The organism is Dyadobacter sediminis (assembly GCF_005860765.1).
Taxonomy (GTDB): Bacteria; Bacteroidota; Bacteroidia; order Cytophagales; family Spirosomataceae; genus Dyadobacter; species Dyadobacter sediminis.
This window is the reverse complement of the sequence record NZ_VCEI01000011.1, coordinates 1,171,095-1,187,072: the sequence shown is the minus strand read 5'-3', so window position 1 is coordinate 1,187,072 and position 15,978 is coordinate 1,171,095. Positions and strand designations below refer to the sequence as shown.

9 protein-coding genes are annotated in these 15,978 nt (G+C 46.2%); 1 reads left to right on the top strand and 8 read right to left on the bottom strand.

Annotated elements, in window-relative coordinates:
* Position 1: 1 nt before the first annotated feature.
* From FEM55_RS05585 to abc-f, 4 genes are all read right to left on the bottom strand, one after another.
* Entirely contained in the window at positions 2-3,124 is a 3,123-nt protein-coding gene (locus tag FEM55_RS05585; protein ID WP_138280289.1) for a SusC/RagA family TonB-linked outer membrane protein, read from the bottom strand.
* Positions 3,125-3,412: 288 nt separating this feature from the next.
* On the bottom strand, positions 3,413-6,802 hold the full coding sequence (locus FEM55_RS05580; protein ID WP_138280288.1) for a hybrid sensor histidine kinase/response regulator transcription factor: 3,390 nt from the start codon (positions 6,800-6,802) through the stop codon (positions 3,413-3,415).
* Positions 6,693-7,622 carry a ligand-binding sensor domain-containing protein gene (locus FEM55_RS05575; RefSeq protein ID WP_138280287.1) on the bottom strand — a complete coding sequence of 310 codons (930 nt, stop codon included), beginning with the start codon at positions 7,620-7,622 and terminating at the stop codon, positions 6,693-6,695. Before FEM55_RS05575 ends, FEM55_RS05580 begins: the two co-directional genes overlap by 110 nt.
* Positions 7,623-7,828: 206 nt before the next feature.
* Positions 7,829-9,424, bottom strand: coding sequence for a ribosomal protection-like ABC-F family protein (gene abc-f / locus FEM55_RS05570; protein ID WP_138280286.1), 1,596 nt, complete (start codon positions 9,422-9,424; stop codon positions 7,829-7,831).
* Positions 9,425-9,835: 411 nt separating this feature from the next.
* Between abc-f and FEM55_RS05565 the strand changes: the two genes are divergently transcribed.
* Entirely contained in the window at positions 9,836-11,611 is a 1,776-nt protein-coding gene (locus tag FEM55_RS05565; protein WP_212748293.1) for an arylsulfatase, read from the top strand.
* 560 nt (positions 11,612-12,171) lie between these two features.
* Here FEM55_RS05565 and FEM55_RS05560 read toward each other — a convergent pair.
* The 4 genes from FEM55_RS05560 to FEM55_RS05545 all read right to left on the bottom strand — a co-directional run bounded on the left by FEM55_RS05560 (position 12,172) and on the right by FEM55_RS05545 (position 15,978).
* The gene (locus FEM55_RS05560) at positions 12,172-12,879 is read right to left on the bottom strand and encodes a 3-keto-disaccharide hydrolase (RefSeq protein WP_138280285.1); all 708 of its coding nucleotides are present in this window, start codon (positions 12,877-12,879) and stop codon (positions 12,172-12,174) included.
* A gap of 159 nt (positions 12,880-13,038) precedes the next feature.
* Positions 13,039-13,359, bottom strand: coding sequence for an AtuA-related protein (locus FEM55_RS05555; RefSeq protein WP_138280284.1), 321 nt, complete (start codon positions 13,357-13,359; stop codon positions 13,039-13,041).
* Positions 13,340-14,683, bottom strand: a complete 1,344-nt coding sequence (locus FEM55_RS05550; protein WP_138280283.1) for an acyclic terpene utilization AtuA family protein — start codon at positions 14,681-14,683, stop codon at positions 13,340-13,342. The genes FEM55_RS05555 and FEM55_RS05550 overlap by 20 nt, the downstream gene beginning before the upstream one ends.
* The gene (locus tag FEM55_RS05545; RefSeq protein ID WP_138280282.1) at positions 14,683-15,978 is read right to left on the bottom strand and encodes a CitMHS family transporter; all 1,296 of its coding nucleotides are present in this window, start codon (positions 15,976-15,978) and stop codon (positions 14,683-14,685) included. Before FEM55_RS05545 ends, FEM55_RS05550 begins: the two co-directional genes overlap by 1 nt.

The window sequence follows — 15,978 nt, the reverse complement described above, 5'->3', positions numbered from 1 at the left end:
ATTAAAACTTGATATTCAGTCCAAGGTTCATGATTCGTTGCTGCGGGTAAAACTGTCCGCTTCCCTGACTTCCTTCCGGATCGTAGTCTTTTACACCGGTCAGTGTGAACAGGTTGAATCCGCTGGCATAAATTCTTAATGACGAGATTCTGATTTTGGACAAAGCCGCTTTCGGTAGCGTGTAGCCCAGCTCCACATTTTTAAGCCTTACAAACGAGGCATTGTTCAGCCAGAAATCGTTCTGGTTCAACCCGCCGTTGATCGACGACGAAGCACGGGTATCGGCGCGCGGAAAACTTCCTTCCGGGTTCGACGGGCTCCATCGGTTGTCAGCCCAGCTGCTGTAAAAGTTGCCGACCTGGCCCGATTCGGGAAGTACATACTGATTAACCATTCCTTGTCCTGAAAAAACAACGGAAAGGTCAAATGCCTTGTATCCGCCATTGAAAACCACGCCGTATGTAAGCAAAGGCACATTTCCGTATTCCGTTCTTACTTTGTCGTCTGCCGTGATCTTGCCGTCCTTATTGTAATCTTCCAGAATCAGGTCACCCAACTGGGCGCCTTCCAGGTGCGGGTACAGGTCCAGATCAGCCTGCGTGCGGTAAATGCCCGTTGTTTTGTAAACCAGATACGTATAAAGCGGTCCGCCTGTTTCGCGCTGGTAATCGAGTGCGCCGGGCGCTTCATCTTTGAAAATGATCTTGCTTTTGGCATAAGTGATGTTACCCGAAATGTTATATCTGAAAGTCCCGGCATGATTGTAGCCCAGCGTGGCTTCAAAACCGCTGCTGTTAACCTTTCCAAGATTTTCATCCGGCACCAGTGCACCGGAGCCGTGCGGATTGACAATACCGGAAGTGTTCGGGATCGATGCATTGCGTGCGGCCAGGATATTGGAACGTTTCTGATTGAAGTAGATGACTTCAACATTGAAGTTTTTCAGAAATATCGCGTTCAGACCGATATCCATTTTCTTGGCCGTTTCCCATGTGATGTTCGGATTCGCCAGCTTGGTCAGGTCAATTCCGGGTGTAATGACGTTATTGCCAAGAACATACTGGTTGTTGAAAGAATAGTTGTTGTAGAACTGAAACTGTCCCACGTTGTCATTACCCAATGATCCGTAAGAAGCGCGGAATTTCAGGTCATCGATAAAACGGACCGCATTCTTGAACCAGTCCTCTTCCGAAATGCGGTACCCGGCAGAAACAGAAGGAAAAAAGCCATATTGCTTGCCTTTCGGGAAAATAGACGATCCGTCCACGCGAGCCTGTACTTCTGCCAGGTATTTTTCACTGAAATCGTAGGCAAAACGTCCGATGAAGCTTTTCCGGGTAAAATTGTAGCTGCTTCCGGAGTTGTACTTGTCAGTGGCAGCAGCGCCGCCCTGCGACAATTCTGGCGTTGACACCGTCGGATAGTTGATCCTTGAAGCTTCAAAAGTGATTTCGTTTCTCTTGTTCTGCTCGTATGCGACAAACGTATTGATGTTGTGCTTGCCAATGTGTTTCAGGTAACTCAGTCTGATATTCTGCGTAATGTTCGTCAGATTGATCTGTTTCTGGGCAAGTGAAGCTTTGCCCGCGGAACCGCCTGTTACAACCTGCGAATAACTGTCAGTGGTTTTGCTGTAATTGTAAAGCGTATACGGAACGGAGAATGTCTTTGTGAAATTGAACGATTTATCTACCGAATAAAAACCGTCCACCGACAAGCCGTCTACAAAAGGCAAGTTGTAACTTGCTCTCACGATCCCGTTAAAAATCGAAGTCGGGTTGCTGCTTGTACCGCCTAAATCGGTTCCCAGAACGGCGGGATTGCTGTTTTCGACACCTGTGGAATAATTTCCGTTCGGGAAACGGTCGATGACAGTAGGGTAGGCGCGGTAAATGGAACGGAACGTATTTTCAGCTGAAGAAATCGGGAAATTCCTGTTTTCCTGCCGGCCTGACAACCCGAGGCTCACTTTGAAATCTTTCGTAATATTGGCGTCGATATTCGAGCGGAAGTTGTATTGCTTGTATTTCGTAGCGCCGCTGCGGTAAAGCCCGTCCTGATAAATCGTTCCGAGCGAGACATAATATTTGACATTTTCGGTACCGCCGTTGATGCCCAGATTATGCTGATTCTGCAATGCAAAGTTTTTCAGCGCCACTTTTTGCCAGTTCGTATTCGGATAATTCACAGGGTCCGATCCGTTCCTGAATTTTTCAATTTCCTCCGCCGAATAATACTGGTTCATTCCGCCGGCGGGATTGTTGTAATAGTCTATTTCGTTCAGGATCGTTGCATAAGTTGCTGCATCGGCCAGTTTGGGCAAACGGGTAGGAGAGGAGAAACCCTGATTGAAACTGTAAGAAATAACAGGTTTTCCGGTCGTTCCGCGCTTGGTGGTTACCAGAATGACGCCGTTTGCAGCGCGGCTTCCATATACGGCTGCCGAAGCATCTTTAAGAATGGAAATGCTTTCAATATCATTCGGGTCAAGGCGATCCAGGCCGCCGACCTGTCCGGGAATTCCGTCCACAACGATCAGTACGTCATTATTGCCCGTTGAAGCAAAACCGCGTATCGTGTAGCTCGATCCGTCATAACCCGGCTCGCCGCCGCGGTTGTTGGCCACAAAACCGGAAAATCGTCCTGCCAGTGAGTTGGAAAGATTCGGCTGCGGACTCTTTACAATGTCGGCCCCTTTTACTTCGGATACCGAACCCGTCAGCGTTGCTTTTTTCTGTGTACCATATCCAACAACGACGATTTCGTTTAGCGTCTTGTCATTGGCGGCCAGCTTGATGTCGATCTGGCTGCGGTTTGCAACGGCCACTTCCTGCGCCACATAGCCGATGTAGGTAAATACGAGCGTTCCGTTGCCGTCGGCAAGGTTAAGCGCATATTGTCCGTCTGCATCCGTAGTGGTACCGGTGGAGGTTCCTTTCAGGATCACACTGGCTCCCGGAAGCGTTTCGCCGTTCTCGGCGGTGATTACTCCTTTTACCGTAAATGTCTGTCCATAGGAAAGTGCAGACAGTGCCGAGAGCAGCATGGTGAACAGCACAGCCGGCCTGAGTTTTCCGTAAAACAGCTGACAACATACAGCCTGTTTATGAAAAATTTTTTTCATACATAAATGATTTGATGGGTAAATAATGGGCTTGTGAATCAGAAATAATTCCGTGAGGCTCTTTCATCCCGGCAGGAACGGTAGAAAAAATGCCGATCCTGAAATAATAACCATGTCCTGAAACCGGATTCGGAATTATTAACTGACCAACCAAAAGTAGGATTATTTAAATGTTGCCGGCAGGGGGCATTTTCACATTAAAAGGGGGGTATATCCATAAAAATGCCTGATTTTATTGGAATCAGGCATTTGCAACTTAACATATTTCAATATTCCGGTGACAAATCTTCATTTTGGTTTGAAAATTTCCTTGCTGAGCGAATGTTTACGGTGAAAGGGTTTTCTGTATTTTTTTATATATTCAGAAGGCTTCATGCCAAACAGATTGCTGAATTGTTCCCGGAAATACTTGATGTCGTTGATGCCTACCTGTTCCGCCGTTTCCATAATCGTCATGTCGCTGCTGATCATTATTTCAGCCGCGCGCCGCAACCGGATAAACCGTATAAACCCGTTTGTAGACTGACCTGAAATGGATTTGATCCGGTTGTATAAAGTAGAATGGCTCATCCCGATTTCCGATGCCAGCACTTTGATGTTGAATTCAGGATTGGTTATGTGGCTTTCTACAATGGCAATGCAGCGCTGCAGGAATTCCTTGTACTCCGGTGAAATTTTGGTATCGCCGGACTGCAGCGTGATTTCATTGTAAAAGTATTTTTGCAGATCGTTCCTGTTCTTGAGAATGGAAGTAACCCTTGCCATTAAAAGGTCCTTATCGAAAGGTTTGCTGATGTAATCGTCCGCGCCGCCTTCAATTCCTTTCAGCCTCGATTCTAGCGATGAGCTGGCTGTCAGCAATACTACCGGGATATGGCTTACCGCCATGTCCTCTTTCATTTTGGAACACATTTCGATGCCCGACATGCCGCCCATCATCACATCGCTGATGACAATATCCGGCGCATGTTTTTTGATCTGCTGCAATCCCTGTTCGCCGCTTCCGGCTTCGATGAGCCTGTATTGTTCCTGAAACATCCCGGCCAGGTATTTGAGCATTTCCTCGTCGTCGTCCACGATCAGCATGGTGGGTTTTTTCGCATTCAGTTGCTCGGTAACCGGCTTTGCATTTTCCGCTTCGCTGTCCGTTTCGCCGGAAGGTACCATGTCGGGAACGGATAATTCTTCCAGAAAAACCGAGAAATGATGCAGATGATTTTCTTCGGCTTTACTTAATTTCAACTCAGGGTGATTTTTCCAGAGCCGCATTTTAAAAGTAGTTCCTTCCGATGGCCTTGACGAATAGGTAAGTTCCCCAAAATGATTTTGTACAAAGGTTTTTGCCAGAAAAAGACCGATGCCGAATCCGCCTTTGGACACGGCCCGTTGGTCGGGATACTGATGAAATACAGAGAAAATCTGATCGCCGGCATCGGCAGGGATTCCTATGCCCGTATCTTCAACCCGAATTTCGACCTGCTCGCCCTCATCCGAAAGCCTGACCGTCACACGGCCATGATCGGGTGTGAATTTAATGGCATTTGAAATCAGATTGAACAGCGCAATTTCCAGTTTTTCAATGTCCGCCGTAATTTTCAGATCCTCCTTTTCGCAAACAAATTCATACTGAATATTCTTTTGTTCAGCCTGATGCATAAAGCATTGAAACACATCTTTGATCAGCATAGGCAGGTCGTGAACGCCCAGGTTCAGCTCGTCCTGTTTCTGGTCGGCTTTACGGAAAAGCAGCAACTGGTCCACAAGGCTGAGCAGCCTTTTTGCATTCCGGTGAATGATGTTGAGGTTTGCTGCATCCTGGTTCGGGTCATTTTTAAGTAACTCTCTTACCGGATTTATAATCAGGGTAAGCGGTGTTCTGAATTCGTGCGAGATGTTGGTAAAATACGAAATCTTGCGTTCGTTCAGTTCTTTTTCCTTTTGCGTTTCAAACTGCGCCAGCTGGATTTCGTATTTCAGTTTTGCCTGTCTGTCCTGATATTTCCGGTAATAGCAGATCATTGCGCCAACGGCCGTTACATAAAGCAGGTAAGCCCACCACGTCTGGTACCAGGGAGGCAGAATGCGGATGTACAGGCTGCTGTAATCTTCAGACCAGACACCATCCTGATTGGCAGATTTTACCCTGAATTCATAATCGCCGGCGGGCAAATATCTGTAAGTGGCCGTGCGTTCATACTGCACGTAGTTCCAGTCGGCATCCAGACCTTCGAGCTTGTAGGCAAACTGGCTTTTTTCCGGATATGCATAATTCAGGGCAGCGTACTGGATGGAAAAAACCGATTGGTCCGGTTCCAGCGTAATTCTGGTTTTATCCCCGATGGGTTCATTGAGAAGGACTTTGCCGTTTTGTCTGCTGCCGACTTCCACTTTTTTTCCAAACAACTGGATGCCGGTGACCAGTACGGAAGGCTTGTATTTTGAAGTAATGATCTGTTTGGGATAAAATAAATTCCAGCCCTCGGTCCCGCCGAAGCAGATATAGCCCTCCTTGGCATTGTGCAGCACCGAACCCGGATTGAACTGGCCCGACTGCAGTCCGTCACTTTGGTCAAAGTTTTCTATTTTACTGGTGGAAAGGTCAATTCTGGAAAGGCCTTTGTTGGTACTGACCCAGATTTTATCCGTGCTCTCCGGCTGAATTGCATTGATCACATTGCTGGCCAATCCATTCTTTTCCAGATACTGTACCGCTGTTTTCCTGTTTGTATCATATAGCAGAAGACCGTTTCCTTCCGATCCGACAAACAGCCTGTCGCGGGCATCGAGATACAGGGAGAATATGATTTTGTTGGAAAGATGAATGCCTTTTTTCGGATTGTTGAAAAATTGTGTGAACTGCATGGTCCCGGTATCCAGGTAGTTCAGCCCGCCGCCGTACGTTCCGATCCAGAGATTGCCTTTTTTGTCCTCGGTTATGGCCCTGATATCATTGGAGTTGATGCTGCTGCTGGATGGGATAAAACGGGTAAAATTTCCTGTACGGCGATCCAGACGCGCCAGTCCGCCGCCATTCGTTCCTACCCAGATGGTTTTTTTTGAATCTTCAAAAATAACCCTTACGTCATTGGCCGGAAGGCTTCCCGGTTTTCCGGGATCGTTGTTAAATGGTGTAAATGAGTCGTTGGCCGGATTGTACAGAAACAAACCCCGGGAATAAGTACCAAACCAGAGATTGCCGCCGCTGTCTCTGTATGCCGAAATGACAGCGCCGTCTGTAATGCTTCCCGGCCTGCCGTCGGCACGGTAGTGTTTGAGCACCTGACCGGACGAATTGGCTTTGTAAATACCGTCACCATCGGTTCCCAGCCAGAGATTTCCTGCACGGTCTGTACACATGCCGTAATACCGCAGGTAGGTTTCCGCCCGGCTGTCGATTACTTTTTTCTCAAACAGGCGAAATTTTTCGGGTATGCTGCCGATCAGATATACGCCTTCGCCATAAGTTCCCAGCCAGATATTATCGTCCTTGTCCAGAAAAAGGGATTGTACCGAGCGTTGGGTAATTCCTTGGTTACGGGTGTTTTTAACCTGTTCGAACAAATAATTTTCAGGGGCTGTCTGCTGTGCGGTCCAGGCTGTAAACGCCGCCGTCCTGAACGCCGACCAGCAATTTACCCGACCGGTTTTCAACGAGCGACAGATAAATATTGCTGTCATGAAAGGTATTGATATGCAGCGTGTAGAATTTGGCCTCGTTTCTCTTGTAAAGAAAAAGCCCTTTGCCGGACGCTATCCAGATATTGTGAAAATGGTCTTCATAAATCTGGTTAATGCGGCCTTTGGGCAAAAGACTGATATCAATCGCCGATTTCTTTACTTTTCTGTTATTATCTATTTCAAAAACCTCGATACCGGAGTCTCGGGTTCCGAGCCAGAGCAAACCACGGGAATCCTCGTAAACATTCAGGATGGAATTGGTACGCAGCCCCGGAAGAGTTGCCTGGTCATAATACTGGAATTTTTTACTTTTCTTGTTGAAAGCAGCAAACCCGGAACCGTTCAGCGAAACCCATAAGTCGCCGTTTCCTGCGTGCGAAATATCACTAACATCATCAGAAATGCCGTGCTTTTGCCGGGAAGGTACGAAGTGGACAAAGTTTTCCTTTGCAGCAACAAAAGCATGAAGCCCGCTGCGCGACGACACCCAGATAGTACCGTCACGGTCTTTCAGTAAAGATTTGACATAATTTCCCGAAAGGCTGGATTTGTCTTCCGGATTGTGCCTGAATACCTTGAACGAGTAACCGTCGAACCGGTTCAGTCCATCGCCGGTAGCAAACCATACAAATCCTTTGTTGTCCTGTGCTATACTGTTTACGACACCAAACGAAAGGCCATTTTGTATGGAATATCTTGTTATCCGGCCTAAGCCTTGTCCGTAAGTCAAACCGGGTAAAGTCAGGCCAAGCAACAAGCCAAACACGATTGTGAGCATCCCCGCATCATTTTTCTCCACAATCCTACTTCTGTTTATCATTTCTGCAAGTCCGATCTTTCTTGATCAGTTAAATGACGCTGTCTTGAAGTGCGTCTTCAGATTCCCTGTTTTACAAGAATAGCATTGTGCATATTCAAGAAAAGTCCGGCAATTTATAACATATTCCATTTGAGTTTGCACTTTCTGCAAATTGCGTGTGCCGCAAGACCGGTGGCTGGCCGAATCCGGCATGTCGTAAGCTGCGTTTATACAAGTTCGTCGAGGTCGATTACTTTTCCGGCTCGTACCTGTTCCAGAAAATAGGTGTCGTGAGACACGACCAGCAGCGTTCCCTGATATTCATTGACTGCACCAATCAGGATCTCAATATTCTGCATATCCAGGTTGTTCGTGGGTTCATCCAGTATGATCATGTCCGGTGCCTGGTTGCCAATGGTGAGTGTACAAAGCATCAGGCGCATTTTCTCACCGCCGCTGAGCGCAGAGCAGGGTTTGTCCCAATATTCCTTGTTGAATAAAAACCGGTTCAGGCGCGTTCTGATTTCATGTTCCTGCAAGGCACCCGTGTTGCAGCGTTGAGTCTGCTCATAAACGCTCAGATGATTATCAATGAACGAATAATCCTGATCTATATAAATGGCTCTGAAATCCGCGCGTTCAAGGGTTCCGGAAACCGGTTGGATATGGCCCAGAATAAGTTTGATCAAGGTGGTCTTTCCGGTACCGTTTAGTCCTTTTATCATCATGCGGTCACCGCCCAGAATCTGAAAGTCAAGGCGTTTTTTCCAAAGTAAATGTCCAAAGCCTGCATTCAGATTTTCAGCAGTCACCAGGATTTTTCCTTTGTGCAGGGCAGAATTGTCAAGATCCAGCTTCATTTTACCGGTATCCGGAAGCTGGCTGCGCAACTGGCCGAGATCTTTGGCTATGGATTCTGTCTTTTCCGTATGAACCCCCTTGATTCTGGAAGTACTCTTCTCTGCATTGTTTTTCAGCGTGTTCATTACAATGGTGGGCAGGCCGGCTTTTTCCTGCTTTTTCTTGCCGCGGGCATCCAGTTTCTGTTGTCGCTGCATGGTTTCGCGTTCCGTTTCCCTGGCTTTGCGCAAGGCTTTTTCCGTACTTTTCAGTTCCTGGTTCAAAGCGTCACTTTCAATGGCTTTTTGGGCGGCATAAAAATCATAATTGCCTCCGTAAACCGAAATGCCGCGTTTGTCAAGTTCGAAAACAGTATTCAGCAGGTTAAGCAAGATGCGGTCGTGGCTTACAACGAGCAGTGTGCCGGTAGTGGATGTAATGTATTCATACAAGGTGTTCCTGCCTTGCCTGTCCAGATGATTGCCGGGTTCGTCCAGCAATATAATTTCAGGATTATGGATCATAATGCCTGACAGGAAAACCCTGGTTTTCTGACCGCCGCTCAGAGTTTCCATACGCTGGCTCAAGTCCAGTGCATCCAGTTTCCAGTGCGCCAGCGCCTGCTCGCAACGCTCCTGAATTGCCCAGTCATCTCCCAGCAAAGTAAGGTTGGAATCGGTAAGCTCACCTTCGAGAATGGCTTTCAGTGCAGTCAGTTTGTCGGACACGCGCAACGCCTGCGCAATGGTAAAATCATTGAACTGCCCAAAAAGCTGCGGTACATAATAAGGCTCTGAACCGGCGTTTACCCTTCCATTGGTTGGCTTCAACCATCCGGCCAGTATCTTCAAAAGTGTGGATTTGCCCGCACCATTATGGCCTACGAGCGCAATTTTATCCTGCCTGTTGACAGAAAGGTTGATATCAGAGAACAAAAGGTCTCTGTTCGGATGTGCATAAGCGACATCTTGAAGAAAAAGCATGATTTCTTTCTTTGATAGCGTAAATAAATGGGCATGCCGCAGTGGGTGGCGCCGCTTGATTTTTCCTAAAAGAAAGAAGCTCTTACATGGAAATTTGAAAGGAGTTGAGAACGCAAATATAAACAAAATGCCAGTATGACCGGCAAAAAGTTCATCATGAACCTGTTCAAATGGTATGGCTGAAGTTTCAGTTCAGGGTGTTGAGAGAACAGACCTGTTGTCAGTTTCAGAACTGTTCAGTTTATTTGTCTTTCTGGTTTGTAGAATTTTTTTGTATGCATGGCCTGGATGCTTGGTATTGTACCGGTACAAACTGGTACTATTGTTTTACGTTTGCAGTGTGGGTTCATTTCCGGTTTTTTTAGTCTTCCACGGCATGTCTGGTTTCAAATTGATCTTTTCCAGAATCTGATGAAAAATATTACGTACTCCTTTCAGTTGCTTTGTACGCTGCTATGCATGCTCTATTCGAGTGGAATCAGCACTGCGCAAAAGCGCCCGAATATCGTTTTCATCCTGACTGACGATCAGGGATGGGGTGATCTGGGAATCAACGGCAATGTAAATGTACGTACTCCGCATATTGACCAGCTTGCCCGCGACGGTGCCATGTTTTCCCGTTTCTATGTTTCTCCGCTGTGCGCGCCTACACGCGCAGGATTGCTGACCGGCAGGTATCATTACCGCACCGGAGTCTGGGGCGTCAGCAATTCAAGGGAATTTATGAACCTGGATGAAGTAACTTTTGCCGATTTGTTTAAAAAAGCAGGATATGCAACCGGATGTTTTGGTAAATGGCACAATGGCAGCCAATATCCGTATCATCCCAATGGCCGCGGATTTGACGAGTTTTATGGTATGCTGAGCGGGCATTATGCAAATTATTTCAATACGGTAGTAGATCATAACGGCGATGCAGTGCGCAGTAAAGGTTACATTGCCGATGACCTTACCGACAAGGCAATGGAATTTATGGAGAAAAACAGGCAGAAGCCATTTGTATGTTACATTCCTTACAATACGCCGCATTCGCCGTTTCAGGTGCCCGACGCATATTATAACCGTGTCAAAGCCAGGGGAATCAGGCAGTTCAGCCATAACAAAGCCGAAGAAGATCCCGAAGTGACCGTTACGGCGTTGGCAATGTGTGAAAATATTGACGACAACGTCGGACGGATTATGAAAAAACTGCAGGATCTTAAAATTGCCGAAAATACCATTGTTATTTATATGACAGACAACGGGCCTAATTCATGGCGTTGGAACGGGGATATGAAAGGGCGTAAAGGTACTGCGGATGAAGGGGGCGTGCGTGTTCCGTTTATTATCCGTTGGCCGGGCATTATTCCCAAGGGAAAAGTGGTGAACGGAAATGCAGCCTACATCGATCTGCTTCCGACACTGACGGATCTGGCAGGAATTCCGGTGAACGGAACAAAAACCCTGGACGGCATCAGTCTTAAACCCATACTGATAGGCAAAGTGGAAGCGGTACCTGAACGATTGCTGTTTCTTTCCATTAATAACCATCATAGTGTCAGAAAAGGAAATTTCCTGTTTCTGAATAATGCCTTGTACGACCTGTCAAAAGATTCCACGCAGCAGAACAACGTTGCCGGTCAGTATCCCGAACTTGCAGCCGGCCTAAGTACCGCGCTGGACAAATGGTATAAAGAAAGCTTTCAGGGAATGGATACCGTTCGTTCGATGCCAGTCGGTTATCCGCAATTTCCCAAAACGATACTTCCTTCACAGGATGCAACTTTGCATCCGTCGCCAACCGGAAAACTGTCTTACAGCAGCTCGGCGCCTAATTCATCCTGGATCACAAACTGGGATGACACCGAGTCCTATGTATCATGGAATGTGGATATTCATACCGCAGGCCAGTATAAGGTGAATGTATTTTATACAAGTCCGCAATCCGGCATTGGCGATGCATTTGAGGCCGAACTGAATGGCAAAAAGATTTCCGGTAAAATTACAGAAGCCTTTGATCCCGAACTTATTCCAAGTCCCGACCGGGTAAAGCGGCAGGCGGAATCTTATGAAAAGGTATTTAAAAAGCTGTATGTCGGGAACTGGGCTCTGGAAAAAGGAACCGGTGAACTGAAGCTCGCTATTACCGAACTGAAAGGAACCAGGTTTGCAGACATTCGTGCCATTGAATTGGTACTTGTAAGATAAATTCCGTTTGATTTAAAAACTGGTTTTCTGATCATTACAAAATACATCGCGATAGGAATAGTAGTGACAGTGCTGACTTATTTGCACAAAAATATTTCACATGTTTTAGCAGAGGTATTTTTGAGATTGAATCTCAAAAAATCATGAACTTCCTGTTTTTTCGTTCTTTTCGTTGGTTCCGTTACAGTTTTCCTGAATTTAACATTCTAGTTAATATTGATGTCATATATAGCCTCTTGATTATCAGCTTAGATTAGGTGATAATTTGTTTTTTTGCGGGCCTGTTTTGCTTGTGTACTATCTTGCAAATTACATTTCGAAATCAATGCAGATAAGGACTTTTTTCTTTTTTATAAATATTTTATCGCGTAGTAGATTTTATAATTCGCTCAATGAAGCTGAGCCCAGAGAGGTATCAGTTTTTCGTTTGACAGAGCAGGTTTGGCGATTTCTGCAGACCGGACGTTTATATTTTGGCGCTGCCAATACAAATTACTGATTGCAATCACGTAGATTTTTACGACAAATCAATTCGGTTTCCGGGGTAGACTTCTGATTGATCACAGTCTTCTAACTTTTATGTTTTTCAACCAAACCTTCTGTCCATGATGCTGGAACATAATAAGGCCATTGGTCGATTTAGCAAATTTAGGATTGTTCTTGTATTTACTACTGCTGATCAATTGATTGAGCTGCGGGGAACCAATCTGATATTCGACTACTTTAACGCCATTAAGCCATTGTTCGACATGATTGTTGTTAACAATTAATCTGGCTTGGTTATACTGCCCAACCGGTTTTAGTGTTTTGTTGGTTGGTGCAATCAGATCATATAATGAACCCGCAGAACGAATAGCAGCAGTATCATTGAAATTGACATCGTCTAGCAGTTGCATCTCAAAATTATCCAGCCAGTTTGGACTGTTTCCATTACCAGCTTCTTGGTCAGCGGCTTCGTCAATGTAAAAAAATATTCCGCTGTTGCCGGCTTTCGATACTTTCCAGTCAAGCGTAAGCTCAAAGTTTTTATAAGGCTGCTTAGTCACCAGATCAATATTAGGCAATCCTGTCTGTGCAACCAAGGCACCATCTTCAACAATCCAGGCTTTATTGGGAAAACCAGACATTTTGTATCCTCTCAGTGAGTCCGTCTTTTTACCATCGAAAAGGTAGCTCCATTCGGATGCCTGCTGAGCGTATATAGTCGTGGTACTTAAAAAAGCAGCAAATAGGATAATCAGGCCAACAAAAGAAGACTTTATAGTCATAGAATAATTGATAAATGTTGCTAAATCTAAAAATACCGCATAAGAGCTGATTTAACAAGTTTTGAAATTTGTCCTAATATACGAAAGGGCAGATACTGATTAATGTATACCAGGTAGCATCTACTAAAATCGGTGGTATAAGTGAACATTATGGCAACCTTAACCGCCGGGTAATTCAATGCACATTTCCAGTAAGGCGTAGCTTAACGTCTTTCCGTGTGTGTCCATTACTAACGAGGTGGTAACTCCGCCTGCCAAAGCCTGCTGACATACAAACTGCAAAGCTGAGATATTTGGCAGTTCATATCTGACGATTGGGCCATGTATGATCTCCTTGAAATGTTCTTTTACTTTATCCACAGTTACCAATTTGCACAGCAGTTCATAATTCTTTTCGTCATAAGGAATCAGTGATAAAATTAATGTATTGCCCTTATCTCCTGCGCGGCTATGTGCGATGTTATAAAGTTTGGTGCTCATAACTTTTCACGATTACTGATGACGTTGTTTTGTTTCTGTCGATCAAAATGGATACAATACCAATTATTTCATTCAAATACTTCCGGACTCCTCCGCCACCAGCCGGGCCATTGGTGTAGAGGGCTTCTACTTCTTGACCGATTATAGCTGCTTCATCCGCAGTTGCAGCTTTTCCGGTTACGCGTAATCTCACTTCATAGGGTTTATAGTTGTTCGCGAGTGAATGAGGGTGTACCGATGTGTGACCGATGTAGTCAACCCTTAAGCCAGGAAATTGAGTGTTTAATCGCTGCTGTATGGTTTCTCCGGCCAAACGGGCTCTTTCCAATGCATTTGCCCCTGCATAAGTAATCTCACCTTCACCGGTAAAGCCTGCTTTGTACCCAATGCTGACTTTCAGCGTCGATGGCTTTTTGCTGCCGCCGCCGCCAGTCACTGCAATACGATCTTTCCCATTCTGTTCTAAGTATACAGTGGTGAAATCTGCTGAAACATCGGGCGTCATGTACTGGTAAGGGTTTGTTACCTCGTACAGTAGCTGTTCCTTAGCGGTAGCCAGGGTTATAGTACCTCCTGTTCCATCTATCTTCCCTATCATTGCGCGGCCATCCGGATAAACATCGGCAAAAGGGTGGCCCAGCGTGCTCATATTCTCAACCGGCTTTGTAATTGGATCGGCAAAATAACCGCCTGTTATTTGTCCTGCACATTCCATCAAATGTCCGATTACAGTCCCTTTGGCAATCATATCGGCATCATCCAGCGACCATCCGAACGCATGTACCAGCGGCGCTACAAACAAGGATGGATCAGCAACTCGCCCGGTTATAATAATATCAGCGCCTGTTTGCAAGGCAGGTAAAATAGCGTCGGCACCTAAATAAGCATTGGCTGATACGAGCTGCCCTGACCAGGAAATGGGATTTCCTGTTTCCATGGCGATCTCATCGCCGCGGATGTGCACCAAAACATCATCCCCTGTAACTGCGGCTACTTTGATGGAAATTCCCATTTTTTTTGCTATCCCGATGATCTTGTCCGCTGCTGCGACCGGATTTGCTGCACCCATATTGGTGATGAGCCGGATTTTATTTTTTTTAAGTAATGGCAGCAGTGATTCTATGCGACGCTCTAATAGCGGGTCATAACCCTGTGTAGGGTCTGTCGCTTTTCGTTTTTGGGCCAACGCAATGGTCCGTTCTGCCAGGCATTCGAGTACCAGGTAATCCAGATCACCTTTTTCGGCCAAGATCACTGCAGGTTCGAGCCTGTCTCCCGAAAAACCGGCCCCACAGCCAATACGGACTTTATATTTTTGTTTCATTAAATACTTATCGCTCCGGATGCGATTGCTATTATGGTCATGAGTATGGTCGTGCCGAACGCCCATTTGAAAGTAAATTTCTGATGATCTCCCAGTTCCACCTCGGACAATCCAACTAAAACAAAAGTGGATGCGGTTAACGGGCTTAACGGGAAACCGGTAGTCATTTGCCCTAAAATTGCGGCCCTGCCAATTTCTATCGGATTTAACCCATAATGGGTAGCGGCTGTTTTTAGAACAGGGACTACTCCAAAGTAATAGGCGTCCGGTGTAAAAACCAGACTCAATGGCATGCTGGTAACGCCAACCAATGCCGGAAGATAAGCTGCGTGCTCGTTTGGGATCATGGTAACGATCGACAATGCCATGGCATCGATCATTTTAGTTCCTGTCAGGATGCCTGAAAAAACCCCGGCTGCAAAAACAATGATGGAAACCGAAAACACATTGGCAGCATGCGCCTGGATCCGCTTTCTTTGATCGGTCTGTGACGGATAATTGATCAGAATCGCCACCGCAAAACCGACAATGAACAAAGCTGACGGCGGAGCCAGCGACAACATAAGCGCTGCAATCAAAACAATCGTCAAAACAGCGTTCAGCCAAAATAACGCCGGCCGGCGGCTTTCTTTTTGTTCATCAGAAAGTTGCTGCCGATGATCGTAATCCAGGTGAACAACCCCTAATCTTTTACGTTCCTTTTTACCGAGAAAGAATGCTACGAAAAGCACCCAGAGTACTCCGCCGATCATAGCGGGCAGGATCGGAATGATCAGATGCGCCGGATCGGTTTTCATGACGTTCAAAGCTCTTGCCACGGTGCCCGACCACGGCACCAGGTGCATGACCCCCGCACTCAGTGCGACAATACAGGGAAGTATCAACTTGTTCATCCCCAGCTTTTTGTAAACAGGGAACAAGGCTGTGACAGTGATCATAAATGTGGCGGTGCCATCCCCATCCAGGTGAACCAGCATAGTTAAAACGGCGGTGCATAAAGTAATTTTGAGAGGGTCGCCTTGGGCGAAGCGAATAATACCGCTGATCACCGGGTCGAAAAGCCCGGTATCGATCATCATACTAAAATAGAGTACTGCAAAGATCAGCAGGATGCCGGTAGGGGCCACTTGTCTGATCCCGCCCAATACCATTTCGCCAATCTCCTTTGGCCCGAAGCCGGCAATCAACCCGAATACCACCGGCACCAGGATCAGTGAAAGCAGTACAGACAAGCGTTTCGTCAGGATCAATCCTAAGAAAACGCAGATGGTTAGAAAGCCAAGCAGTGACAGCAT